Origin of the sequence: Pantoea sp. AS142, from assembly GCF_037152305.1 — a bacterium.
Classification (GTDB): domain Bacteria; phylum Pseudomonadota; class Gammaproteobacteria; order Enterobacterales; family Enterobacteriaceae; genus Pantoea.
On the sequence record NZ_JBBCMO010000017.1, the window covers coordinates 29,386 to 48,045 of the forward strand.

The 18,660-nt window shown below is 54.4% G+C and carries 14 protein-coding genes and 1 pseudogene; 13 read left to right on the forward strand and 2 right to left on the reverse strand.

Annotation, left to right across the window (positions count from 1 at the left end; translation table 11 throughout):
* Positions 1–2: 2 nt before the first annotated feature.
* The 8 genes from nrdF to emrB all read left to right on the forward strand — a co-directional run bounded on the left by nrdF (position 3) and on the right by emrB (position 9,848).
* Entirely contained in the window at positions 3–962 is a 960-nt protein-coding gene (gene nrdF / locus WFO64_RS21750; RefSeq protein ID WP_337014240.1) for a class 1b ribonucleoside-diphosphate reductase subunit beta, read from the forward strand.
* A 500-nt stretch (positions 963–1,462) separates the two neighbouring features.
* Entirely contained in the window at positions 1,463–2,653 is a 1,191-nt protein-coding gene (proV, locus tag WFO64_RS21755; protein ID WP_337014242.1) for a glycine betaine/L-proline ABC transporter ATP-binding protein ProV, read from the forward strand.
* A 2-nt stretch (positions 2,654–2,655) separates the two neighbouring features.
* Complete coding sequence (proW, locus tag WFO64_RS21760) at positions 2,656–3,747, forward strand: glycine betaine/L-proline ABC transporter permease ProW (protein ID WP_337014244.1); 1,092 nt, start codon at positions 2,656–2,658, stop codon at positions 3,745–3,747.
* Positions 3,748–3,808: 61 nt separating this feature from the next.
* Positions 3,809–4,807 (forward strand): glycine betaine/L-proline ABC transporter substrate-binding protein ProX, encoded by a 999-nt coding sequence (gene proX, locus WFO64_RS21765; RefSeq protein ID WP_337014246.1) that lies wholly within the window; start codon positions 3,809–3,811, stop codon positions 4,805–4,807.
* 148 nt (positions 4,808–4,955) lie between these two features.
* Positions 4,956–6,143 carry an MFS transporter gene (locus WFO64_RS21770; RefSeq protein ID WP_337014248.1) on the forward strand — a complete coding sequence of 396 codons (1,188 nt, stop codon included), beginning with the start codon at positions 4,956–4,958 and terminating at the stop codon, positions 6,141–6,143.
* Between the two features lie 303 nt (positions 6,144–6,446).
* Entirely contained in the window at positions 6,447–6,977 is a 531-nt protein-coding gene (gene mprA, locus WFO64_RS21775) for a transcriptional repressor MprA (RefSeq protein ID WP_337014250.1), read from the forward strand.
* A 149-nt stretch (positions 6,978–7,126) separates the two neighbouring features.
* On the forward strand, positions 7,127–8,299 hold the full coding sequence (gene emrA, locus WFO64_RS21780) for a multidrug efflux MFS transporter periplasmic adaptor subunit EmrA (RefSeq protein ID WP_337014252.1): 1,173 nt from the start codon (positions 7,127–7,129) through the stop codon (positions 8,297–8,299).
* A 16-nt stretch (positions 8,300–8,315) separates the two neighbouring features.
* The gene (emrB, locus tag WFO64_RS21785; protein ID WP_337014254.1) at positions 8,316–9,848 is read left to right on the forward strand and encodes a multidrug efflux MFS transporter permease subunit EmrB; all 1,533 of its coding nucleotides are present in this window, start codon (positions 8,316–8,318) and stop codon (positions 9,846–9,848) included.
* A gap of 36 nt (positions 9,849–9,884) precedes the next feature.
* Here the strand turns inward: emrB and WFO64_RS21790 are convergent, their stop codons facing one another.
* Positions 9,885–11,066, reverse strand: coding sequence for a tRNA/rRNA methyltransferase (locus WFO64_RS21790; protein WP_337014256.1), 1,182 nt, complete (start codon positions 11,064–11,066; stop codon positions 9,885–9,887).
* Between the two features lie 159 nt (positions 11,067–11,225).
* Here WFO64_RS21790 and trxC point away from each other — a divergent pair, with 159 nt between their 5' ends.
* From trxC to WFO64_RS21820, 5 genes and pseudogenes are all read left to right on the forward strand, one after another.
* Positions 11,226–11,645 (forward strand): thioredoxin TrxC, encoded by a 420-nt coding sequence (gene trxC, locus WFO64_RS21795; protein WP_337014258.1) that lies wholly within the window; start codon positions 11,226–11,228, stop codon positions 11,643–11,645.
* Positions 11,646–11,726: 81 nt separating this feature from the next.
* On the forward strand, positions 11,727–12,404 hold the full coding sequence (locus WFO64_RS21800) for a tRNA-uridine aminocarboxypropyltransferase (protein ID WP_337014260.1): 678 nt from the start codon (positions 11,727–11,729) through the stop codon (positions 12,402–12,404).
* A 139-nt stretch (positions 12,405–12,543) separates the two neighbouring features.
* Complete coding sequence (locus WFO64_RS21805; protein ID WP_337014262.1) at positions 12,544–15,201, forward strand: bifunctional acetate--CoA ligase family protein/GNAT family N-acetyltransferase; 2,658 nt, start codon at positions 12,544–12,546, stop codon at positions 15,199–15,201.
* Between the two features lie 119 nt (positions 15,202–15,320).
* A complete protein-coding gene (gene pssA / locus WFO64_RS21815; protein ID WP_337014267.1) occupies positions 15,321–16,676 on the forward strand; it encodes a CDP-diacylglycerol--serine O-phosphatidyltransferase in 1,356 nt (451 codons plus the stop codon).
* A gap of 26 nt (positions 16,677–16,702) precedes the next feature.
* Positions 16,703–17,027, forward strand: a pseudogene (locus WFO64_RS21820) (YfiM family lipoprotein).
* A 5-nt stretch (positions 17,028–17,032) separates the two neighbouring features.
* Here the strand turns inward: WFO64_RS21820 and WFO64_RS21825 are convergent.
* A complete protein-coding gene (locus tag WFO64_RS21825) occupies positions 17,033–18,322 on the reverse strand; it encodes an MFS family transporter (protein ID WP_337014264.1) in 1,290 nt (429 codons plus the stop codon).
* Positions 18,323–18,660 lie beyond the last annotated feature (338 nt).

Consider the following 18,660-nt stretch of genomic DNA (forward strand, 5'->3'; position numbering starts at 1 on the left):
TAATGAAACTAAAACAGATTCAGGCAATTAACTGGAACCGCATTCAGGATGACAAAGATCTTGAGGTGTGGAACCGTCTCACCAGCAACTTCTGGCTGCCGGAGAAAGTACCGCTTTCCAACGATCTGCCGGGCTGGCAGACGCTGGATAAACAGCAGCAGCAGCTGACCATCCGGGTATTCACCGGCCTGACGTTGCTCGACACCATCCAGAACGTGATCGGCGCGCCGGGGCTGATGGAAGATGCCATTACCCCGCACGAAGAGGCAGTGCTGTCGAATATCAGCTTTATGGAAGCGGTGCATGCCCGCTCCTACAGTTCTATCTTCTCAACTCTGTGTAATACTCAGGATGTGGATGCTGCTTATCAGTGGAGCGAAGAGAATGTGCCGCTGCAGAATAAGGCGCGCATCATCCTGGAGCACTACCGGGCCGATGATCCGCTGAAGAAGAAGATCGCCAGCGTCTTCCTGGAGTCGTTTCTGTTTTATTCCGGCTTCTGGCTACCAATGTACTGGTCGAGCCGTGGCAAGCTGACCAACACTGCTGACCTGATTCGCCTGATTATTCGCGACGAGGCGGTGCACGGTTACTACATCGGTTACAAATATCAGCTGGCGCTGGCCACCGTTGACGATCTGCGTCGCGAAGAGCTGCAGCAGTTTGCCTACGATCTGCTGCTGGCGCTTTATGAAAACGAAGTGGCTTATACCGAGGCGCTCTATGCTGATGTCGGCTGGGTGGAAGAGGTAAAAACCTTCCTGCACTACAATGCCAATAAAGCCCTGATGAATCTGGGCTACGAGGCGCTGTTCCCGGCGGAACTGACGGCGGTAAATCCGGCGATTCTGTCGGCTTTGTCGCCCAATGCCGACGAAAACCACGATTTCTTCTCCGGTTCAGGCTCCTCCTATGTGATGGGTAAAGCGGTCGAAACCGAAGACGAAGACTGGAATTTCTGATGGCCACCGGATGCTGTTTTATCAGCATCCGGTTGTCGTTGGCAGTGCCGCGTCAACCGTACCGTAACGGCTATTCATAAGAAAAAATATTACTGCAAAACAGCCTGACTATTTCGCCCGTTATTAATGCCTACCCTACTCTCATTTTATATTTTTATTACCGATTAATTTGTTATAGCTCAACTTTTCAGGCGAGTTTATTTCCCTGCTCTATGCCCCGCTATTTCCACGCTATTTTCGCTCAGCGAACCGCGCTTTTCGCCATTTGACGGTGAAAATGCGACGAAAGGCCAATAAATCTCCAATAATTTCACAAAAAATTAATCTGCGCTCATCCCTTGTGAGCACTGAAGATAATCGCTATCTGAATGTCCCGCGGCCGGTAAATATCCCACTTCAGGGTTGTCAGATAACGTCAGTGTGCTACGGTATGGCCTGCTTAAATTTCAGCGAGAACGACAGGATAATATTAGATATTTCAACCAGGATTTAATGACTGCATGGCTATTAAGCTCGAAGTAAAGAATCTCTATAAAATATTTGGCGACAATCCGGATCGCGCGTTTAAATATATTGAAAAAGGTGCGACCAAAGATGTCATTCTTGAGAAGACCGGTCTCTCTCTTGGCGTAAAGAACGCCAGTCTGGCCATTGAAGAAGGCGAGATATTCGTCATCATGGGGTTGTCCGGTTCAGGAAAATCGACCATGGTTCGCCTTCTCAATCGTCTGATAGAGCCGACACGCGGCCAGGTGATTATTGACGGCGTGGATATTGCCAAAATATCTGCCAGTGAACTGCGTGACGTGCGCCGAAATAAAATCAGTATGGTATTCCAGTCATTTGCATTGATGCCGCATATGAATGTATTAAATAATACTGCATTTGGCATGGAATTAGCGGGAATTGAACTGGCTGAACGCCAGGAAAAAGCACTGGAAGCGTTACGTCAGGTCGGGCTGGAGAATTATGCGCACGCTTACCCGGATGAACTTTCTGGCGGGATGCGACAGCGCGTCGGATTAGCCCGCGCGCTGGCAATCAATCCCGATATCTTATTAATGGATGAGGCCTTCTCCGCACTGGATCCGTTGATTCGTACTGAGATGCAGGATGAGCTGGTTAATTTACAGGCCAGGCATCAGCGCACCATCGTCTTTATTTCCCACGATCTTGATGAAGCGATGCGTATTGGCGACCGTATTGCCATTATGCAGGGCGGCGAAGTGGTACAGGTTGGCACTCCGGATGAAATCCTGAATAACCCAGCCAACGATTATGTCCGCACCTTTTTCCGTGGCGTCGATATCAGCCACGTGTTCAGCGCCAAAGATATTGCCCGTCGTAGCGCGGGGGCGTTGATCCGCAAAGCGCCTGGTTTCGGCCCGCGCTCCGCTATTAAGCTGCTGCAGGATGAAGACCGCGACTACGGCTACGTGCTGGAAAAGCAGAAGTTTGTTGGTGTGGTTTCCACCGACTCGCTGAAAGCCGCGCTGGCGGCAGGCCTGGGACTGGATAGCGCCCTGCTCGATTCGCCAGCCGCAGTGCCCGCCGATACGTCACTGAGCGATCTGCTCTCGCACGTCGCTCAGGCGCCCTGTGCGGTGCCAGTGGTCGGCGAGGAGAATCAGTATGTCGGTATCATTTCCAAAAGCACGCTATTGCGCGCGTTAGATCGTGAAGGAGCTTAGCCATGAGTCAGGAAACCACCAATCCGTGGGATAGCGGCACCGCCGCCAGCAGTCAGGCTGCGCCCACCAGCAACGGTGGTGCCGATGCCTGGGGTACGCCCGATGGCAGTGCGGCACCCAATCCAGCCAGCAGCAGTGACTGGCTCAACAGCGCCCCTGCGCCCGCGCCGGAACATTTCAGCATCATGGATCCGTTCCATAAAACCTGGATACCGCTTGAGCATTGGGTGACCACCGGCATCGACTGGGTGGTCAACCATTTCCGCCCGCTGTTTCAGGGCATACGGGTGCCGGTTGACTATATTCTCAGCGCCTTCCAGCAACTATTGCTGGGGATGCCAGCGCCGGTGGCGATTCTGGTGTTTGCGCTGATCGCCTGGCAAATCGCTACGCCCGCCATGGGTATCGCCACGCTGGTATCGCTGATCGTGATTGGCGCCATTGGTGCCTGGTCGCAGGCGATGGTAACGCTGGCACTGGTTCTTACCGCGCTGTTGTTCTGTATTCTGATTGGTCTGCCGCTGGGGATTTGGCTGGCCCGGAGTCAGCGCGCCGCGCGCATTGTCCGGCCGCTGCTGGATGCGATGCAAACCACGCCCGCCTTTGTCTATCTGGTGCCGATTGTGATGCTGTTTGGTATCGGCAACGTGCCGGGCGTGGTGGTAACGATTATCTTCGCCCTGCCCCCGATTGTGCGTCTGACTATCCTCGGTATTAAGCAGGTGCCCGCCGATTTGATCGAAGCGAGCGAATCCTTTGGTGCCAGTCCGCGTCAGCTGCTGTTTAAAGTGCAATTGCCACTGGCGATGCCGACCATCATGGCTGGCGTTAACCAGACGCTGATGCTGGCGCTGTCGATGGTGGTGATTGCTTCGATGATTGCCGTCGGCGGACTGGGCCAGATGGTGCTGCGCGGCATTGGTCGTCTTGATATGGGCCTGGCGACCGTTGGCGGCGTCGGCATTGTGATCCTCGCCATCATTCTCGACCGCCTGACCCAATCCTTTGGCCGTGATAACCGCAGCCGCGGCAACCGTCACTGGTACCACAGCGGCCCGATAGGTCTGATGCTCTCCCCGTTTCGTAAGAAATAAGTTGTCGGGCGGCACCTGCGTGTCGCCCGCTCCGCTACAACCGAAAAAATAAGGAATCACTATGCGCAAGACAGCTCCTCTGCTGGCCGCCGTGTTAGCCACAATTATTGTTTCACAGGTTTCTGCAGCCGATCTGCCCGGCAAAGGGATTACGGTGAAACCGATTCAGAGCACCATTTCTGAAGAAACCTTTCAGACCCTGATTGTCAGCCGCGGGCTGGAAAAGCTCGGTTATCAGGTCGAGAAACCGAGTGAAGTGGATTACAACGTGGGCTATACCTCGATCGCCGCCGGCGATGCGACCTTTATCGCTACCAACTGGCAACCGCTGCACGATGATATGTATAAAGCGGCAGGCGGAGAGGCGAAATTCTATCGTCAGGGGACTTTCGTCACGGGTGCCGCCCAGGGCTATCTTATCGATAAGAAAACCGCCGATCAGTATCACATCACCAATATTGAGCAGCTAAAAGATCCTAAAATAGCCGCCCTGTTTGATACCAATGGCGACGGCAAGGCGGACCTGACCGGTTGCACCCCAGGCTGGGGCTGTGAAGCGGTCATTAACCATCAGATCGAGGCATTTGGCCTGAGCAAAACCGTTGAACACAATCAGGGCAACTATTCCGCCATGATTGCTGACACCATCACCCGCTTTAAACAGGCTAAACCTATCCTTTATTACACCTGGACGCCTTACTGGGTCAGCGATGTGATGAAGCCGGGCCGCGATGTCACCTGGCTGCAGGTGCCGTTCTCCTCAATGCCCGGTGAGCAGAAAAACGTCGATACTAAACTGCCAAATGGTGCGAACTACGGCTTCCCGGTGAATACCATGCACATTGTTGCCAACAAAGCCTGGGCAGAGAAAAATCCAGCGGCAGCCAGACTGTTCGCCGAAATGAAACTGCCACTGGCGGACATCAACGCTGAAAACGCCGCGATGCATGCCGGTCAGTCGTCAGAAGAGGCGATCAACGGTCACGTTGATGGCTGGATCAAAGCACACCAGGCCGAATTTGATAAATGGGTTAGTGACGCTCAGGCCGCTGCTCAATAAGTTCTGTTGTTTCCTGCAGGGCGGATTCCCTTCCGCCCTTTTTTGTCTCTGTTAAACGCACTGGTATGGCCTGTTAATAAACATGCGTGTGAAATAGTTTTTTGGGTTACTATTAACTTCAAATAATTATTAGCGACCGATGCTGTTTATGAATGCGACTCGCCAGGGTCTGACGCCTGCTTTAGTAATACTGATGTCGGTAGCCACCGGCCTTTGCGTAGCCAGTAATTACTACGTTCAGCCACTGCTGAATACTATCGCCCAACAGTTTGATCTTTCTGTTAGCCTCGCCGGGTTTATTGTCACCACGGCGCAACTGGGCTACGCCTGCGGACTGCTGTTGCTGGTGCCGCTGGGCGATCGGTTTGAACGGCGCAGCCTGATTGTAACGATGATCCTGCTGGCTGCCGCAGGCATGGTGATTATCGCCCTTTCGCACTCCTTCTCCGTTTTACTGCTGGGCACGGTCATGACTGGCCTGTTCTCGGTCGCCGCACAAATCCTGGTGCCGCTGGCCGCAACGCTGGCGGAGCCGGAACGGCGCGGCAAAATCGTTGGTACGGTAATGAGCGGTTTGCTGCTGGGGATTCTGCTGGCCCGCACCGTGGCAGGCGGCCTGGCGCAGCTTGGCGGCTGGCGTACCGTCTACTGGACCGCCAGTCTGCTGATGGTGATCATGGCGCTGGCGCTGTGGCGATCGTTGCCGCGCGTAAAACAGTCCGTGCCCCTGAGCTATCCGCAACTGCTGGTCTCCATCTTCCGTCTTTATGCAGGCAATCGCGTGATCCGCACCCGCGCCTGGACCGGCTGCCTCTCCTTTGCCAATTTCAGCCTGCTATGGACCTCAATGGCGTTTCTGCTCTCCGGGGCACCCTATTACTTCTCTGAGGGCGAGATTGGATTGCTGGGGCTGGTCGGTGCTGCGGGTGCGCTGGCTGCACGTCAGGCAGGCTCGCTGGCGGACAAAGGTAAAGCGAAGCTGACCACCCGACTGGGCCTGCTGCTTATGCTGCTGTCGTGGGCCGCCATTGCGTGGGGTGCGGAACAACTTGCGCCGCTGATCGTCGGCATTCTGCTGCTGGATCTGGCGGTGCAGGCCGTTCATATCACCAATCAAAGCGTGATTTATGCGCAGATGCCGGAGGCGCGCAACCGTCTCAATGCCGGTTACATGACCAGCTATTTTATTGGCGGCGCAGCGGGTTCGCTGTTCTCTGCCACCGCTTACCATCTTTCGGGCTGGTATGGTGTTTGTGTCGCGGGCGTGCTGCTGACGCTGCTTAATCTGCTGATTTGGGCGGGCGGATCGCGTTTTGAACCAGAAAAAATCAACTGAAGCCTGCCCGGACAGCGCATTGCGTCTGGTCACAAATGATTAGGTTTGTTATGGTTAGTGGCAAACCTATTCACTTCAGTTATTTTTCCTCGCGATATTATTAAATCTGTCCCCTTTTGATGACGTCCCGGCACAGCGACTGCCGCCGGGCGTACGGGTTTTTGACCCAGGGCCAGGGAGTGGCCTGGAATGCCTTTGATGGTGCAGCGTATGAATCTGTCAGCGACCACCTGCCAAAAAGTGACTACGCTTACCCTGTCACCATAGTTATTATACAAGTTGCAATTAGTGAGGTTTTTTTTAATGGAAAGTTCGTTTACTCCCATTGAGCAGATGCTAAACATCCGTGCCAATCGCCATAAGGATTTTCCGTTGCAGGAAATTATTCTGACGCGTCTCTGTATGCATATGCAGGGTAAACTGCTGGACAACCGCAATAAGATGCTGAAAGCACAGGGTATTAATGAAACCCTGTTCATGGCGTTGATTACGCTGGATGCACAGGAAAATCACAGCATTCAGCCCTCTGAACTCAGCTCTGCCCTTGGCTCTTCACGCACCAATGCCACGCGCATTGCTGATGAGCTGGAAAAGCGCGGCTGGATTGAGCGTCGCGAAAGCGATCATGACCGTCGCTGCCTGCACCTGCATCTGACCGATAAAGGTATGGAGTTCCTGCGTCAGCTTCTGCCACCTCAGCATCAGAGCCTGCAGTACCTCTGGTCGTCGCTGTCTATCGATGAGAAGTCCCAGCTGGAAGGCATCACCCGTAAGTTGCTTAATCGTCTTGATAAAATGGATGAAGATCAGCTAATCGCCTCGCTGTCCCGCTAATAGCAATAAGTGCGACACAATCACCTGTCGGAATCGTTATTTTACTTTCCTTTTTATCTGGCCAGCGCTCAGTCGCTGGCTTTTTCGACTCGGGCACTGGCAGAAAAGGATGTCTGCCGCCCGACTAAATGGAAAACGTGGAGAAAGTCATGAGTGCAACGGCAGAAGCACAAAGCCCGCAACCCTCATCCAGCAAAAAGAAGAAGCGCAAAAGTGTGCTCATTGTGCTGGCGCTGATCTTTGTGCTGATTGGTATTGCCTGGGGAGTTTACTGGTTCCTGGTCCTGCGCCATTTTCAGGAAACGGATGACGCCTACGTTGCGGGTAATCAGGTGCAGGTGATGGCACAGGTCTCCGGTAGTGTGAACAAAGTCTGGTTTGAAGATACCGATTTCGTCAAAAAAGGCGACGTGCTGGTTTCACTGGATAAGACCGATGCGCAGCAGGCGTTTGAAAAAGCGCAGACGGCACTGGCCACCAGCGTGCGTCAAACGCATCAGCTGATGATTAATGGCAAACAGTATCAGGCCAGCATTACGCTGCAGCAGACCGCTCTGGCGCAAGCACAGGCCGACCTGAAACGCCGTGAGCCGCTGGGTGCTGCCAATCTGATTGGCCGTGAAGAGTTGCAGCACGCCCGCGATGCCGTTGCAACGGCCAAAGCGCAGCTGGACGTGGCAATTCAGCAATACAATGCCAATCAGGCGATGATCCTCAATACCTCGCTGGAAAATCAGCCTGCCGTACAACAGAGCGCGGCCGAGCTGCGTGACGCCTGGCTGGCGCTGCAGCGTACTGAAATTCGCAGCCCGATGGAGGGTTTTGTCTCCCGCCGTAGCGTACAGGTCGGTTCGCAAATCTCCACCAGCACTCCGTTGCTGGCTGTAGTGCCTGCTACCAATCTGTGGGTCGATGCTAACTTCAAAGAAACCCAGTTGGCCGGTGTGCGGATTGGTCAGCCTGCTACCGTGGTCGCCGACATTTACGGTGACAAAGTGGTTTATCAGGGCAAAGTCGCGGGACTGGATATGGGCACCGGCAGTGCCTTCTCTTTGCTGCCAGCACAGAACGCCACCGGTAACTGGATCAAAGTGGTTCAGCGCCTGCCCGTTCGTATCGAACTGAATCAGGAAGATATCACCAGACATCCGCTGCGCATTGGCCTTTCCACGCTGGTTAAAATCGATACTACCAGTAAAGAGGGTAGCGCGCTGGCCACCCGTGCCCGTCAGCAAGCCGCTTACAGCAGCAATGCCCTGGCGATTGACCTTGCGCCGGTCAATCAGCTGATCACCGATATCGTCCGCGCCAACGCCGGATGATGACGCGGAGGCTGTAATGGCACAAAAACCGCTCGAAGGCATGCCGCTGGTCCTGATGACCATTGCGCTGTCGCTAGCGACATTCATGCAGGTTCTGGACTCGACCATCGCCAACGTGGCTATCCCCACCATTGCCGGTAACCTGGGCGCATCGAACTCGCAGGGAACCTGGGTGATCACCTCGTTTGGCGTGGCCAATGCGATTTCGATCCCCCTGACCGGCTGGCTGGCAAAACGTATCGGTGAAGTGAAGCTCTTCACCTGGGCGACCATTCTGTTTGCTATCGCCTCCTGGGCCTGTGGCATGTCAGACAGCCTGGAAATGCTTATCTTCTTCCGCATCATCCAGGGGATTGTGGCGGGTCCGTTGATTCCGCTGTCGCAAAGTCTGCTGCTCAACAACTATCCGCCCGCTAAGCGCAGTGTTGCGCTGTCGCTGTGGGCGATGACAGTGATCGTCGCGCCGATCTGTGGCCCGATACTGGGCGGCTGGATCAGCGATAACTATCACTGGGGCTGGATCTTCTTTATTAACGTGCCGATTGGCGTGGCGGTGGTGATACTGACGTTGCAAACGCTGCGTGGCCGGGAAACTAAAACTGAAATCCGGCGGATCGATATGGTCGGGCTGGTGCTGCTGGTCGTGGGGATCGGCTGCCTGCAGGTGATGCTGGATCGGGGCAAAGAGCTCGACTGGTTTAGCTCAACGGAGATCATCGTGCTTGCCGTCATTGCCGTCATCGCCCTGGCGGTGCTGCTGGTATGGGAGCTGACGGATGATCATCCGATAGTCGATCTTTCGCTGTTTAAATCGCGCAACTTTACCATTGGCTGCTTATCCATCAGTCTTGCCTACATGCTCTACTTTGGCTCGATCGTTCTGTTGCCGCAGTTGCTCCAGGAGGTGTATGGCTACACGGCTACCTGGGCCGGGCTGGCATCTGCACCGGTGGGGATTTTACCGGTTATCCTGTCGCCAATCATTGGTCGATTCGCCCATAAGCTCGACATGCGACGGCTGGTCACATTCAGCTTCATCATGTATGCCGTCTGCTTCTACTGGCGCGCGTATACATTTGAACCGGGAATGGACTTTGGTGCCTCAGCCTGGCCGCAGTTTATCCAGGGCTTTGCCGTGGCCTGCTTCTTTATGCCACTGACCACCATTACGTTGTCGGGATTACCCCCAGAGCGACTGGCCGCAGCTTCCAGCTTGTCGAACTTTATGCGTACCTTTGCAGGCTCGGTAGGGACGTCGATTACCACCACCATGTGGACTAACCGCGAGTCGATGCATCATAGCTACCTGACGGAGTCGATCACCCCGTACAACGTCAATTCACAGCAGATGTATAGCCAGCTGGAGAGCATGGGAATGACGCAACAGCAGGCGTCGGCCTATATCGCGCAGCAGATTACCAATCAGGGACTGATTATTTCGGCGAATGAAATTTTCTGGGCTTCGGCGGGGGTCTTTTTAATCCTGCTGGTGCTGATCTGGTTTGCCCGCCCGCCGTTTGGCGCAGGCGGTGGCGATGGCGCGCACTGATGCTACACAACAAAACGGGCCTTTCGGCCCGTTTTGTTATGCATTCTGACGCCACCATTCGGCGAGCAGTACGCCGGTTGCGACTGACACGTTAAGGCTTTCCACGTTGCCAGTGCCACCAATCGACAGGCTCATGTCACCCTGCTTGAAAGCAGTATCTGAAAGACCTTCGCGCTCCTGCCCTAAAACCAGCACCATTTTTTCCGGCAGCTCAGCCTGCGCCAGCGGCGTGCCCTGATGGCTAGAGGTCGTCACGATGGTGTAACCCGCTTTACGGAACGCTTCCAGACCTTCACTGAAGGTTGCGCCGCTGATGGCCTGCACATGCTCGGCTCCGCCTTCTGCGGTACGTACCGCTGCACCAGACTCCAGCAGTGAAGCGTCGTTCACCAGCAAACCTTTTACGCCAAAATGCGCGCAGCTGCGCATAATCGCGCCGAGGTTATGCGGGTTGCTGACATCTTCCAGTGCCAGTACGCAATCTTTGGTATTCGCCTGGCTTAGCCATTCAGAAACCGCCATACCCATGCGTTTCTTGATCAGGAAGCAGACGCCGCCATGATGCTCAGTGCCTGACGCTTTGGTGATCTCTGCATCTTCAACGACGTGATAGGCTTTGCGGTTAGCCGCGAGCCAGCGCAGCGCTTCGCGGAAACGCGGCGTCACTTCCTGCACGAACCAGGCGCGAACAATCGCTTCCGGGCGGCTCTGGAACAGCGCCTGACAGGCGTTCTCGCCATACACGCGTGTTTCTTCATTACGCTGACGACGGATTTGCTCAGGATCGACGAAGCTCTTACCGCTGATGCCGCCGTGATCTGGCTTATCGCTCTCAGGCGATGCCGCACGATCGGCTGAAGGCGCGCGTGAGACGGTACGCCACGGGGAATCGCTGCTGCTATAGGCACCGCGATTATCATCACGATCGTTGCGGCGGCCTGCGCCATCGTCCGAACGGCGTGGTGCGCCACGACCGCCTTCGTCACGGCGCGGTGAAGTGCGGCGACCGGCGTCGTCGCTGCGACGGCCAGCGGAGCGCTCCCCTTCCTGACCGCGTTCAGTACGGGGACCAGACGAACGACGATTATCATCCGGGCGGGCAGCAGAGTGACCACCTTTGCCTGTACGAGGATTAGGCGCGCGCGCGCTTTTATCGTCCTCGCCACGCACGTACATCACCTTAACCTTACCGCTCTTGCCTTTAAATTCGTCGTTCATGTCTTCCTCCTGCATTGAGAGCGCGCAGATTACCTGATGTGCTGGCGCTTAGCTATCAACTATTGAACCTATAGAGCAATCCAGATTGAGAGGGAATCCGTCCCCTTTCATAATGGACAATATTTACCAGACTGACACTTTTCAACATCAGAGGTTCCTATGAATACGGTATGCGCTTCCTGTCAGGCAACCAATCGCGTTCCTGACGAACGCTTTGCCGACGTAGCGAAATGTGGTCGCTGTGGAAATGAGCTGTTCGATGGCGAAGTAGTGAATGCCACCAGCGCCAACTTTGATAAATATCTGCAGGACGATCTGCCGGTAGTGATCGATTTCTGGGCGCCCTGGTGTGGCCCATGCGTCAATTTTGCACCGGTGTTTAAAGATGTCGCCAGAGAACGCAGTGGTAAAGTTCGCTTTATTAAAGTCAACACCGAAGCGGAACCGGCTCTGAGCGCACGTTTCAACATTCGCAGTATCCCGACCATCATGCTGTTTAAGAACGGCGAGCGTGTCGATATGCTGAATGGTGCCATGCCTAAAGCGCCTTTTAATGAATGGCTGGATGAGTCACTATAATCTTCGGAGGCCAGCCTGTCTGGCCTTTTCCTTTTAGCCTGCGCTTCGATTACACTGATGTTTTTCCTGCCCTGAATACTCATGTCTGATAATGCTGTTTTACGCTTGCGCGCCCAACGTCTCGCCCGTGCCACACGCCCTTTTCTCGCACGCGGAAATCGAGTCATTCGCTGCCAGTCATGCCTGTTGCCAGAGGTCAACTGTCTCTGCAGTCAGATCGTGCAGCAGTCTGCCCGTAGCCGCTTCTGTCTGGTGATGTTTGATACCGAGCCAATGAAGCCGAGCAATACCGGCCGCCTGATTGCCGATATTCTGCCAAATACCCAGGCTTTTGGCTGGTCACGCACCGAGCCGGATCCGATGCTGCTGGCAGCTGTGCGCAATCCTGATTATCAGCCGCTGGTGGTCTTTCCGGCCGCCTATGCGGATCCCGGGCGCGAGGTGCTGACAACGCCCCCCTCCCGCGGCAAGCCGCCGCTGTTTATTATGCTGGATGGTACCTGGACTGAAGCGCGCAAAATGTTCCGCAAAAGCCCCTGGCTCGACGCCCTGCCGGTGATGTCGCTGGATGTCAGTACGCCTTCGCGTTATACGCTGCGTGAAGCCCATGGCGAAGGTCAGCATTGTACCGCTGAAGTGGCCGTGGCGCTGCTGGCGCAGGCGGGCGATCGGCGGGCGGCAGAGACGTTATCTCACCATTTTGACCAGTTCCGCGCGGCCTACCTGGCCGGAAAACCGCATCACTGCGGGCAGGCTTAACCGCACCCCTCTTCTTATGGCTGGAGAGAGCCTGCTCTGACAATTCATAAGATCTGGATGTTCAGCCTGCGATCTGTCAGGAAGCACTGCCAGCAAAAAGCGTTTACAATCACGCAAATCCCGATCTCAGGAGGGCGAGATGAGCCAACGCGGACTGGAAGCACTGCTACGACCTAAATCGATTGCAGTAATTGGTGCCTCGGTTACGCCAGGGCGTGCCGGATACTTTATGATGCGTAACCTGCTGGCGGGTGGTTTTAGCGGGCCGGTGTTGCCGGTGACGCCAAAGTATAAAGCGGTCAACGGCGTACTGGCCTGGCCCACCATTGATAGCTTACCTTTCGCGCCAGACCTGGCGGTGATCTGCACCCACTCAAAACGTAACGTCGCACTGCTGCAACAGCTCGGCGAGAAAGGTTGCAAAGCCTGCATTATCCTCTCTGCGCCCGCCAGCCAGTCGGCTGAACTCAAAGCCTGCGCCAGCCAGTGGCAGATACGTCTTTTGGGGCCGAACAGTCTTGGCCTGCTGGCACCCTGGCAAGGATTGAATGCCAGCTTCTCGCCGGTGCCGATTGAGAAAGGCCGTATCGCATTTATCTCCCAGTCCGCAGCGGTTTCCAATACCATTCTTGACTGGGCGCAGCAGCGCAACCTCGGTTTCTCCTGGTTTATCGCGCTGGGTGACAGTCTGGATACCGATGTCGATGACCTGCTCGACTTCCTGGCTCGCGACGGTAAAACCAGCGCCATCCTGCTCTATCTTGAGCACCTCAGTGACGCCCGTCGTTTTGTTTCTGCTTCACGCAGCGCCTCCCGTAATAAACCGATTCTGGTGATCAAGAGTGGTCGCAGCCATGAAGCCCAGGCGCTGCTTGGCACTCACAGCGGTCTGGACGCCGCCTGGGATGCGGCCATCCAGCGTGCCGGATTACTGCGGGTGCAGGATACCCATGAGCTGTTCTCCGCCGTTGAGTCGCTGAGTCATATGCGGCCGCTGCGTGGCGATCGGCTGATGATCATCAGTAACGGCGCCGCGCCCGCCGCGCTGGCGCTGGATGCGCTCTATACCCGCAACGGGAAACTGGCGCAGCTCAGCGACAAGACTCGCCAGCAGCTTGAGGCGCTATTGCCAGCCGGTGCGGGTCGCGGCAACCCGCTTGATTTAAAAGATGATGCCACCGCGGAACGTTATGCCGCCTGCACAGAGATCCTGCTCGACAGCCATGAACTTGATGCATTAATGATTATTCATGCGCCCAGCGCGGTCGCACCCGCAACGGAAACGGCCACACATCTGATCGAAACCCTTGCCCGCCATCCGCGCGGTAAGCGGGTAACTCTGCTGACCAACTGGAGCGGCGAGTTCTCATCGCAGGCTGCGCGTCGTGCTTTTACGCAGGCGGGTATACCAACCTGGCGAACGCCAGAAGGAACGGTGACCGCCTTTATGCATCAGGTTGAATACCGGCGTAACCAGAAGCAACTGCGCGAAACTCCTGCTCTGCCCGCCACGCTGAACCAGGATAGCGCCCATGCTCATCAGTTGCTTTCCCTGGCGCTGGAGCGCGGTATTACCACGCTGGATACCCACGAAGTGCAGCCGGTGCTGCAGGCGTATGGGCTGGCCACGCTACCAACCTGGATCGCCAGCGACAGCGCAGCAGCAGTGGCAATTGCCGATCAGATTGGCTATCCGGTGGCGCTGAAACTGCGTTCACCCGATATCGCCCATAAGTCGGAGGTTCAGGGCGTGATGCTCTACCTGCGCAATGCCAGCGAAGTGGAGCATGCCGCCGAGGCTATTTTTGATCGGGTAAAACAGACGCTGCCACAGGCACGTATCGAAGGGTTACTGGTTCAGAGCATGGCCAGCCGTGCAGGCGCACAGGAGCTTCGGGTCGTGGTTGAACAGGATGCCCTGTTTGGCCCAATCATTATGCTGGGAGAAGGCGGTGTTGAATGGCATGCCGATAAACAGGCGGCCGTTGCCCTGCCCCCGCTGAATATGACGCTCGCACGCTATCTGGTAATTCAGGCAATTAAGAGCGGAAAAATTCGTAGCCGCAGCGCCCTGAACCCGCTGGATATCCCCGGTTTAAGCCAGCTGCTGGTGCAGGTCTCTAACCTGGTAGTAGATTGCCCGGAGATCCAGCGACTGGATATCCATCCGCTGCTGGCGGCAGGCAATGATTTTACCCTGCTGGATGTCACCCTGACGCTGGCATCGTTCCACGGTGATAATGAAGCTCGGCTGGCAATACGTCCTTATCCTCAACATCTGGAAGAGCAGGTGGAATTAAATGATGGGCAATTCTGCCTGTTCCGGCCAATCCTGCCGGAGGATGAACCCCTGCTGCGTGATTTTATTAGTCAGGTAACTAAAGAGGATCTTTACTACCGCTATTTCAGTGAAATTAATGAGTTTACTCATGACGATCTCGCCAATATGACCCAGATCGATTATGACCGCGAGATGGCGATTGTGGCGGTACGTCAGCATCAGGGACGCCCCGAAATTATCGGCGTAACCCGCGCTATCTCTGATGCGGATAACTTTGATGCGGAGTTTTCGGTGCTGGTCCGTTCCGACCTGAAAGGGTTAGGTATGGGCCGTCGTCTGCTGGAAAAGATGATTCGCTATACCCGACATCACGGCTTGCAACAATTGAACGGCATCACCATGCCCCATAACCGAGGCATGATTACGCTGGCACGAAAGCTCAATTTTCATGTGGATGTTCAACTGGATGACGGTATTGTCAGCCTGAAATTGTCTTTACAGAATGAGATCAACTAACCTTGTGTAGAGAAAGGTAAAAAACGTTCGAATCGACGGAGTTGATGTTATTATTTATGGTTATAATCCTGATTTGATGGCAAAAGGCCATACAATGAACAGAGAAGAAGTGCACTGTGATGTTGTCTAAATTTAAACGTAACAAACACCAACAACACCTCGCACAGCTGCCCAAACTGTCACAATCCGTTGCGGATATGTCGACACTTTACTCGCCTGCCGAATTTCGCCAGACATTGCTGGAGAAAATTGCGGCAGCGCAGACCCGCATCTGTATTGTCGCGCTCTATCTGGAAAACGATGACGCCGGGCGTGCCGTCATGGATGCGCTTTATAGTGCGAAGCTGGCGCGGCCAGAGCTGGATATCTCCATTCTGGTTGACTGGCACCGTGCGCAGCGCGGGCGAATCGGTGCAGCGCGAGGCGTTACCAATGCCGACTGGTATTGCGAAATGGCGACCCGATATGCCGACATCGCCATCCCGGTTTATGGTATCCCGGTCAATACCCGCGAAGCGCTAGGCGTGCTCCATCTTAAAGGGTTCATTATTGATGATATGCTGCTCTATAGCGGTGCCAGCATCAATGATGTTTACCTGCATCAGCATGATAAATATCGCTATGACCGCTACCAGGTTATCCGTAATTCCCAGCTGACCGATACCATGTATGACTGGATCACGCACAATCTGAAGCCAGCGGAAGCGGTCAACCGACTCGATTTTGCTGAGCGCCCCTCAAGTCCAGAAATTAAAAATGAGACGCGCCAGTTTCGCCAGGATCTGCGAGGCTTCAATTATCAGTTTGAAGGGAATGCCGGCAATGATGAGCTGGCGGTCACCCCGCTGGTCGGTCTGGGTAAGCATAGCCTGCTCAATAAAACCATTTTCCATCTGATGCCCTGTGCGGAACAGAAGCTGGTCATCTGTACCCCCTACTTCAACCTGCCCGCCTTGCTGGTGCGTAATATCATTCATCTTCTACGTCAGGGAAAACAGGTCGAGATCATTGTCGGTGATAAAACGGCCAATGATTTCTATATTGCTCCCGATCAGCCGTTCAAAATCATTGGCGCGTTGCCTTACCTGTATGAAATCAATCTGCGTCGATTTCTGAGCCGTCTGCACTATTACGTCACGACCGATCAGCTGGTTGTAAGACTGTGGAAGGATGGCGAGAACAGTTATCACCTTAAAGGGATGTGGGTTGATGACGAATGGCAGTTGATTACCGGTAATAATCTCAATCCACGTGCATGGCGGCTCGATCTGGAAAATGCGGTGCTAATCCACGATCCTCATCAGCAATTAGCGGCTCAGCGTGAGAAAGAGCTGACATTAATCCGGCAGCACACCACGATAGTGACCCATTTCCGTGAGCTTGAGAGTATTGCTGATTATCCGGCCAAAGTGCGGAAACTGATTCGCCGTCTGCGCCGGATACGTATCGATCGCCTGATCAGCCGTATTCTTTAATCCTCGCCTGCTATAAGGCATCTGCTATGCGAATTGTGCTGCTTGCTGTGCTGTTGTGTAGTGGATGCTCCCATATGGCGCAGGACCAATGGACCGGACGGGATAAAGCGGAACACTTTGTCGTGTAGCTTTAGCTGCTGCAGGCAGTGAATATGGACAGCGTCAGCACCTTTCTGACCGGCAAAGCCAGACTATCGGTATCCTGTTTTCGTTAAGTCTTGGGACGGGAAAAGAGGGGTATGACAGCCGCCGAATGGCAGCGGCTGGAGCTGGAGCTGGAACTGGAAAGATTTTGCCTGGGATGCCGCCGGTGCTGCCAGCTGCATTGCCCTGTGGAATTTGAGTCAGTAGCCTTGTTAAAGCTTAATCCCCTTGCCGCGCTTGTGCAGCAACAGCGACACCAGAAATGCCATCGCGCCCATTGTTGAAACATACCAGAAGAAAGTGGTCTCAATCCCCTGTTGCTTCATCAGCAATGCAACATACTCCGCCGATCCACCGAAGATCGCATTCGCTACCGCATAGGAGAGTCCTACGCCTAATGCACGTACCTGCGGCGGAAACATTTCTGCTTTAAGAATGCCGCTGATGGCGGTGTAGAAACTGGTAATCAGCAATGCCAGCAGTATTAACAGGAAAGCCACTCCAGGGCTCTGCACGCTTTGCAGCAGGGTCAGAATCGGCACGGTACAGATGGCTGCGCCCGCGCCAAAAATCATCATCGAGGTGCGGCGACCGATTTTATCTGACAGGGCACCAATGACCGGCTGAATCAGCATAAAGACCAGCAACGCACCGGTCATCAGACCACTGGCCGTTTTAGGATCCATACCTGACGTATTAACCAGATACTTCTGCATATATGTGGTGAAGGTGTAAAAACTCAGGGAACCGCCAGCGGTAAAACCCAGCACCATCAGGAAGGGGCGGGTATGATTGCGCAGTAACCCGATTACGCTACCCGCATCGCGATGTTCGCGGCTCGTCTTATCTGAAGTTTCTTCCAGAGAACGTCGTAACCATAATGCGACAATGGCGAGCAATGCGCCGAGGAGGAACGGAATACGCCAGCCCCAGCTTCGCAGCTCTGCATCAGTGAGCAGAAATTGTAGTACCACTACGGTCATTACCGCCGCTAGCTGGCCACCAATCAGCGTGACATACTGAAATGATGCGTAAAATCCCTTACGCCCTTCCAGTGCTACTTCGCTCATGTACGTTGCGCTGGTCCCATACTCCCCGCCCACTGATAATCCCTGAAACATACGCGCCAATAGCAGAATGACCGGAGCAGCAACACCGATCGTTGAATAACCAGGCAGGCAGGCGATCACCAATGAACCAATACACATCATGCAGACCGAAATCAGCATCGAATTTTTTCGGCCGTGTTTGTCGCCAATATAGCCGAACAGCCAGCCGCCAATCGGACGCATTAAAAATCCTACTGCAAAAACGCCCGCCGTCTGTAATAACTGAGTTGTGGCATCACTCTGTGGGAAAAAAATGTGCGCAAAGTAAAGCGAGAAGAATGAATAGACATAGAAGTCGAACCACTCAACCAAATTGCCTGATGACGCGCCGACGATAGCCCAGATACGTTTCTTTGTATCATCCGTCTGAGTTTTATTATTTGTGGGTGTCATGCCTTACCTCTGTTCCTTGCTGCTCAACAGCATTTAAAGGAGTGAGTAAAGCATTTAAGTCTACTGGAGGTAAAGGCGGTGTAATCCGAGATTATTATTGTGACCTACATCGCTAATTATCGAATAATCAGTGGGTTGCTGGCACTTCAGCAGGAAAAAACGGAGGGAATTGAGGTTACGGATAGAGACTCACAGGTCACTCTTTCAGCTTAAAGTGGCAAATAACAGACGTAAAAAAGCCCCGCACGGCAGTGCGGGGCTTCTTCACTTATTTAATGCCTGGCAGTTCCCTACTCTCGCATGGGGAGACCCCACACTACCATCGGCGCTACGGCGTT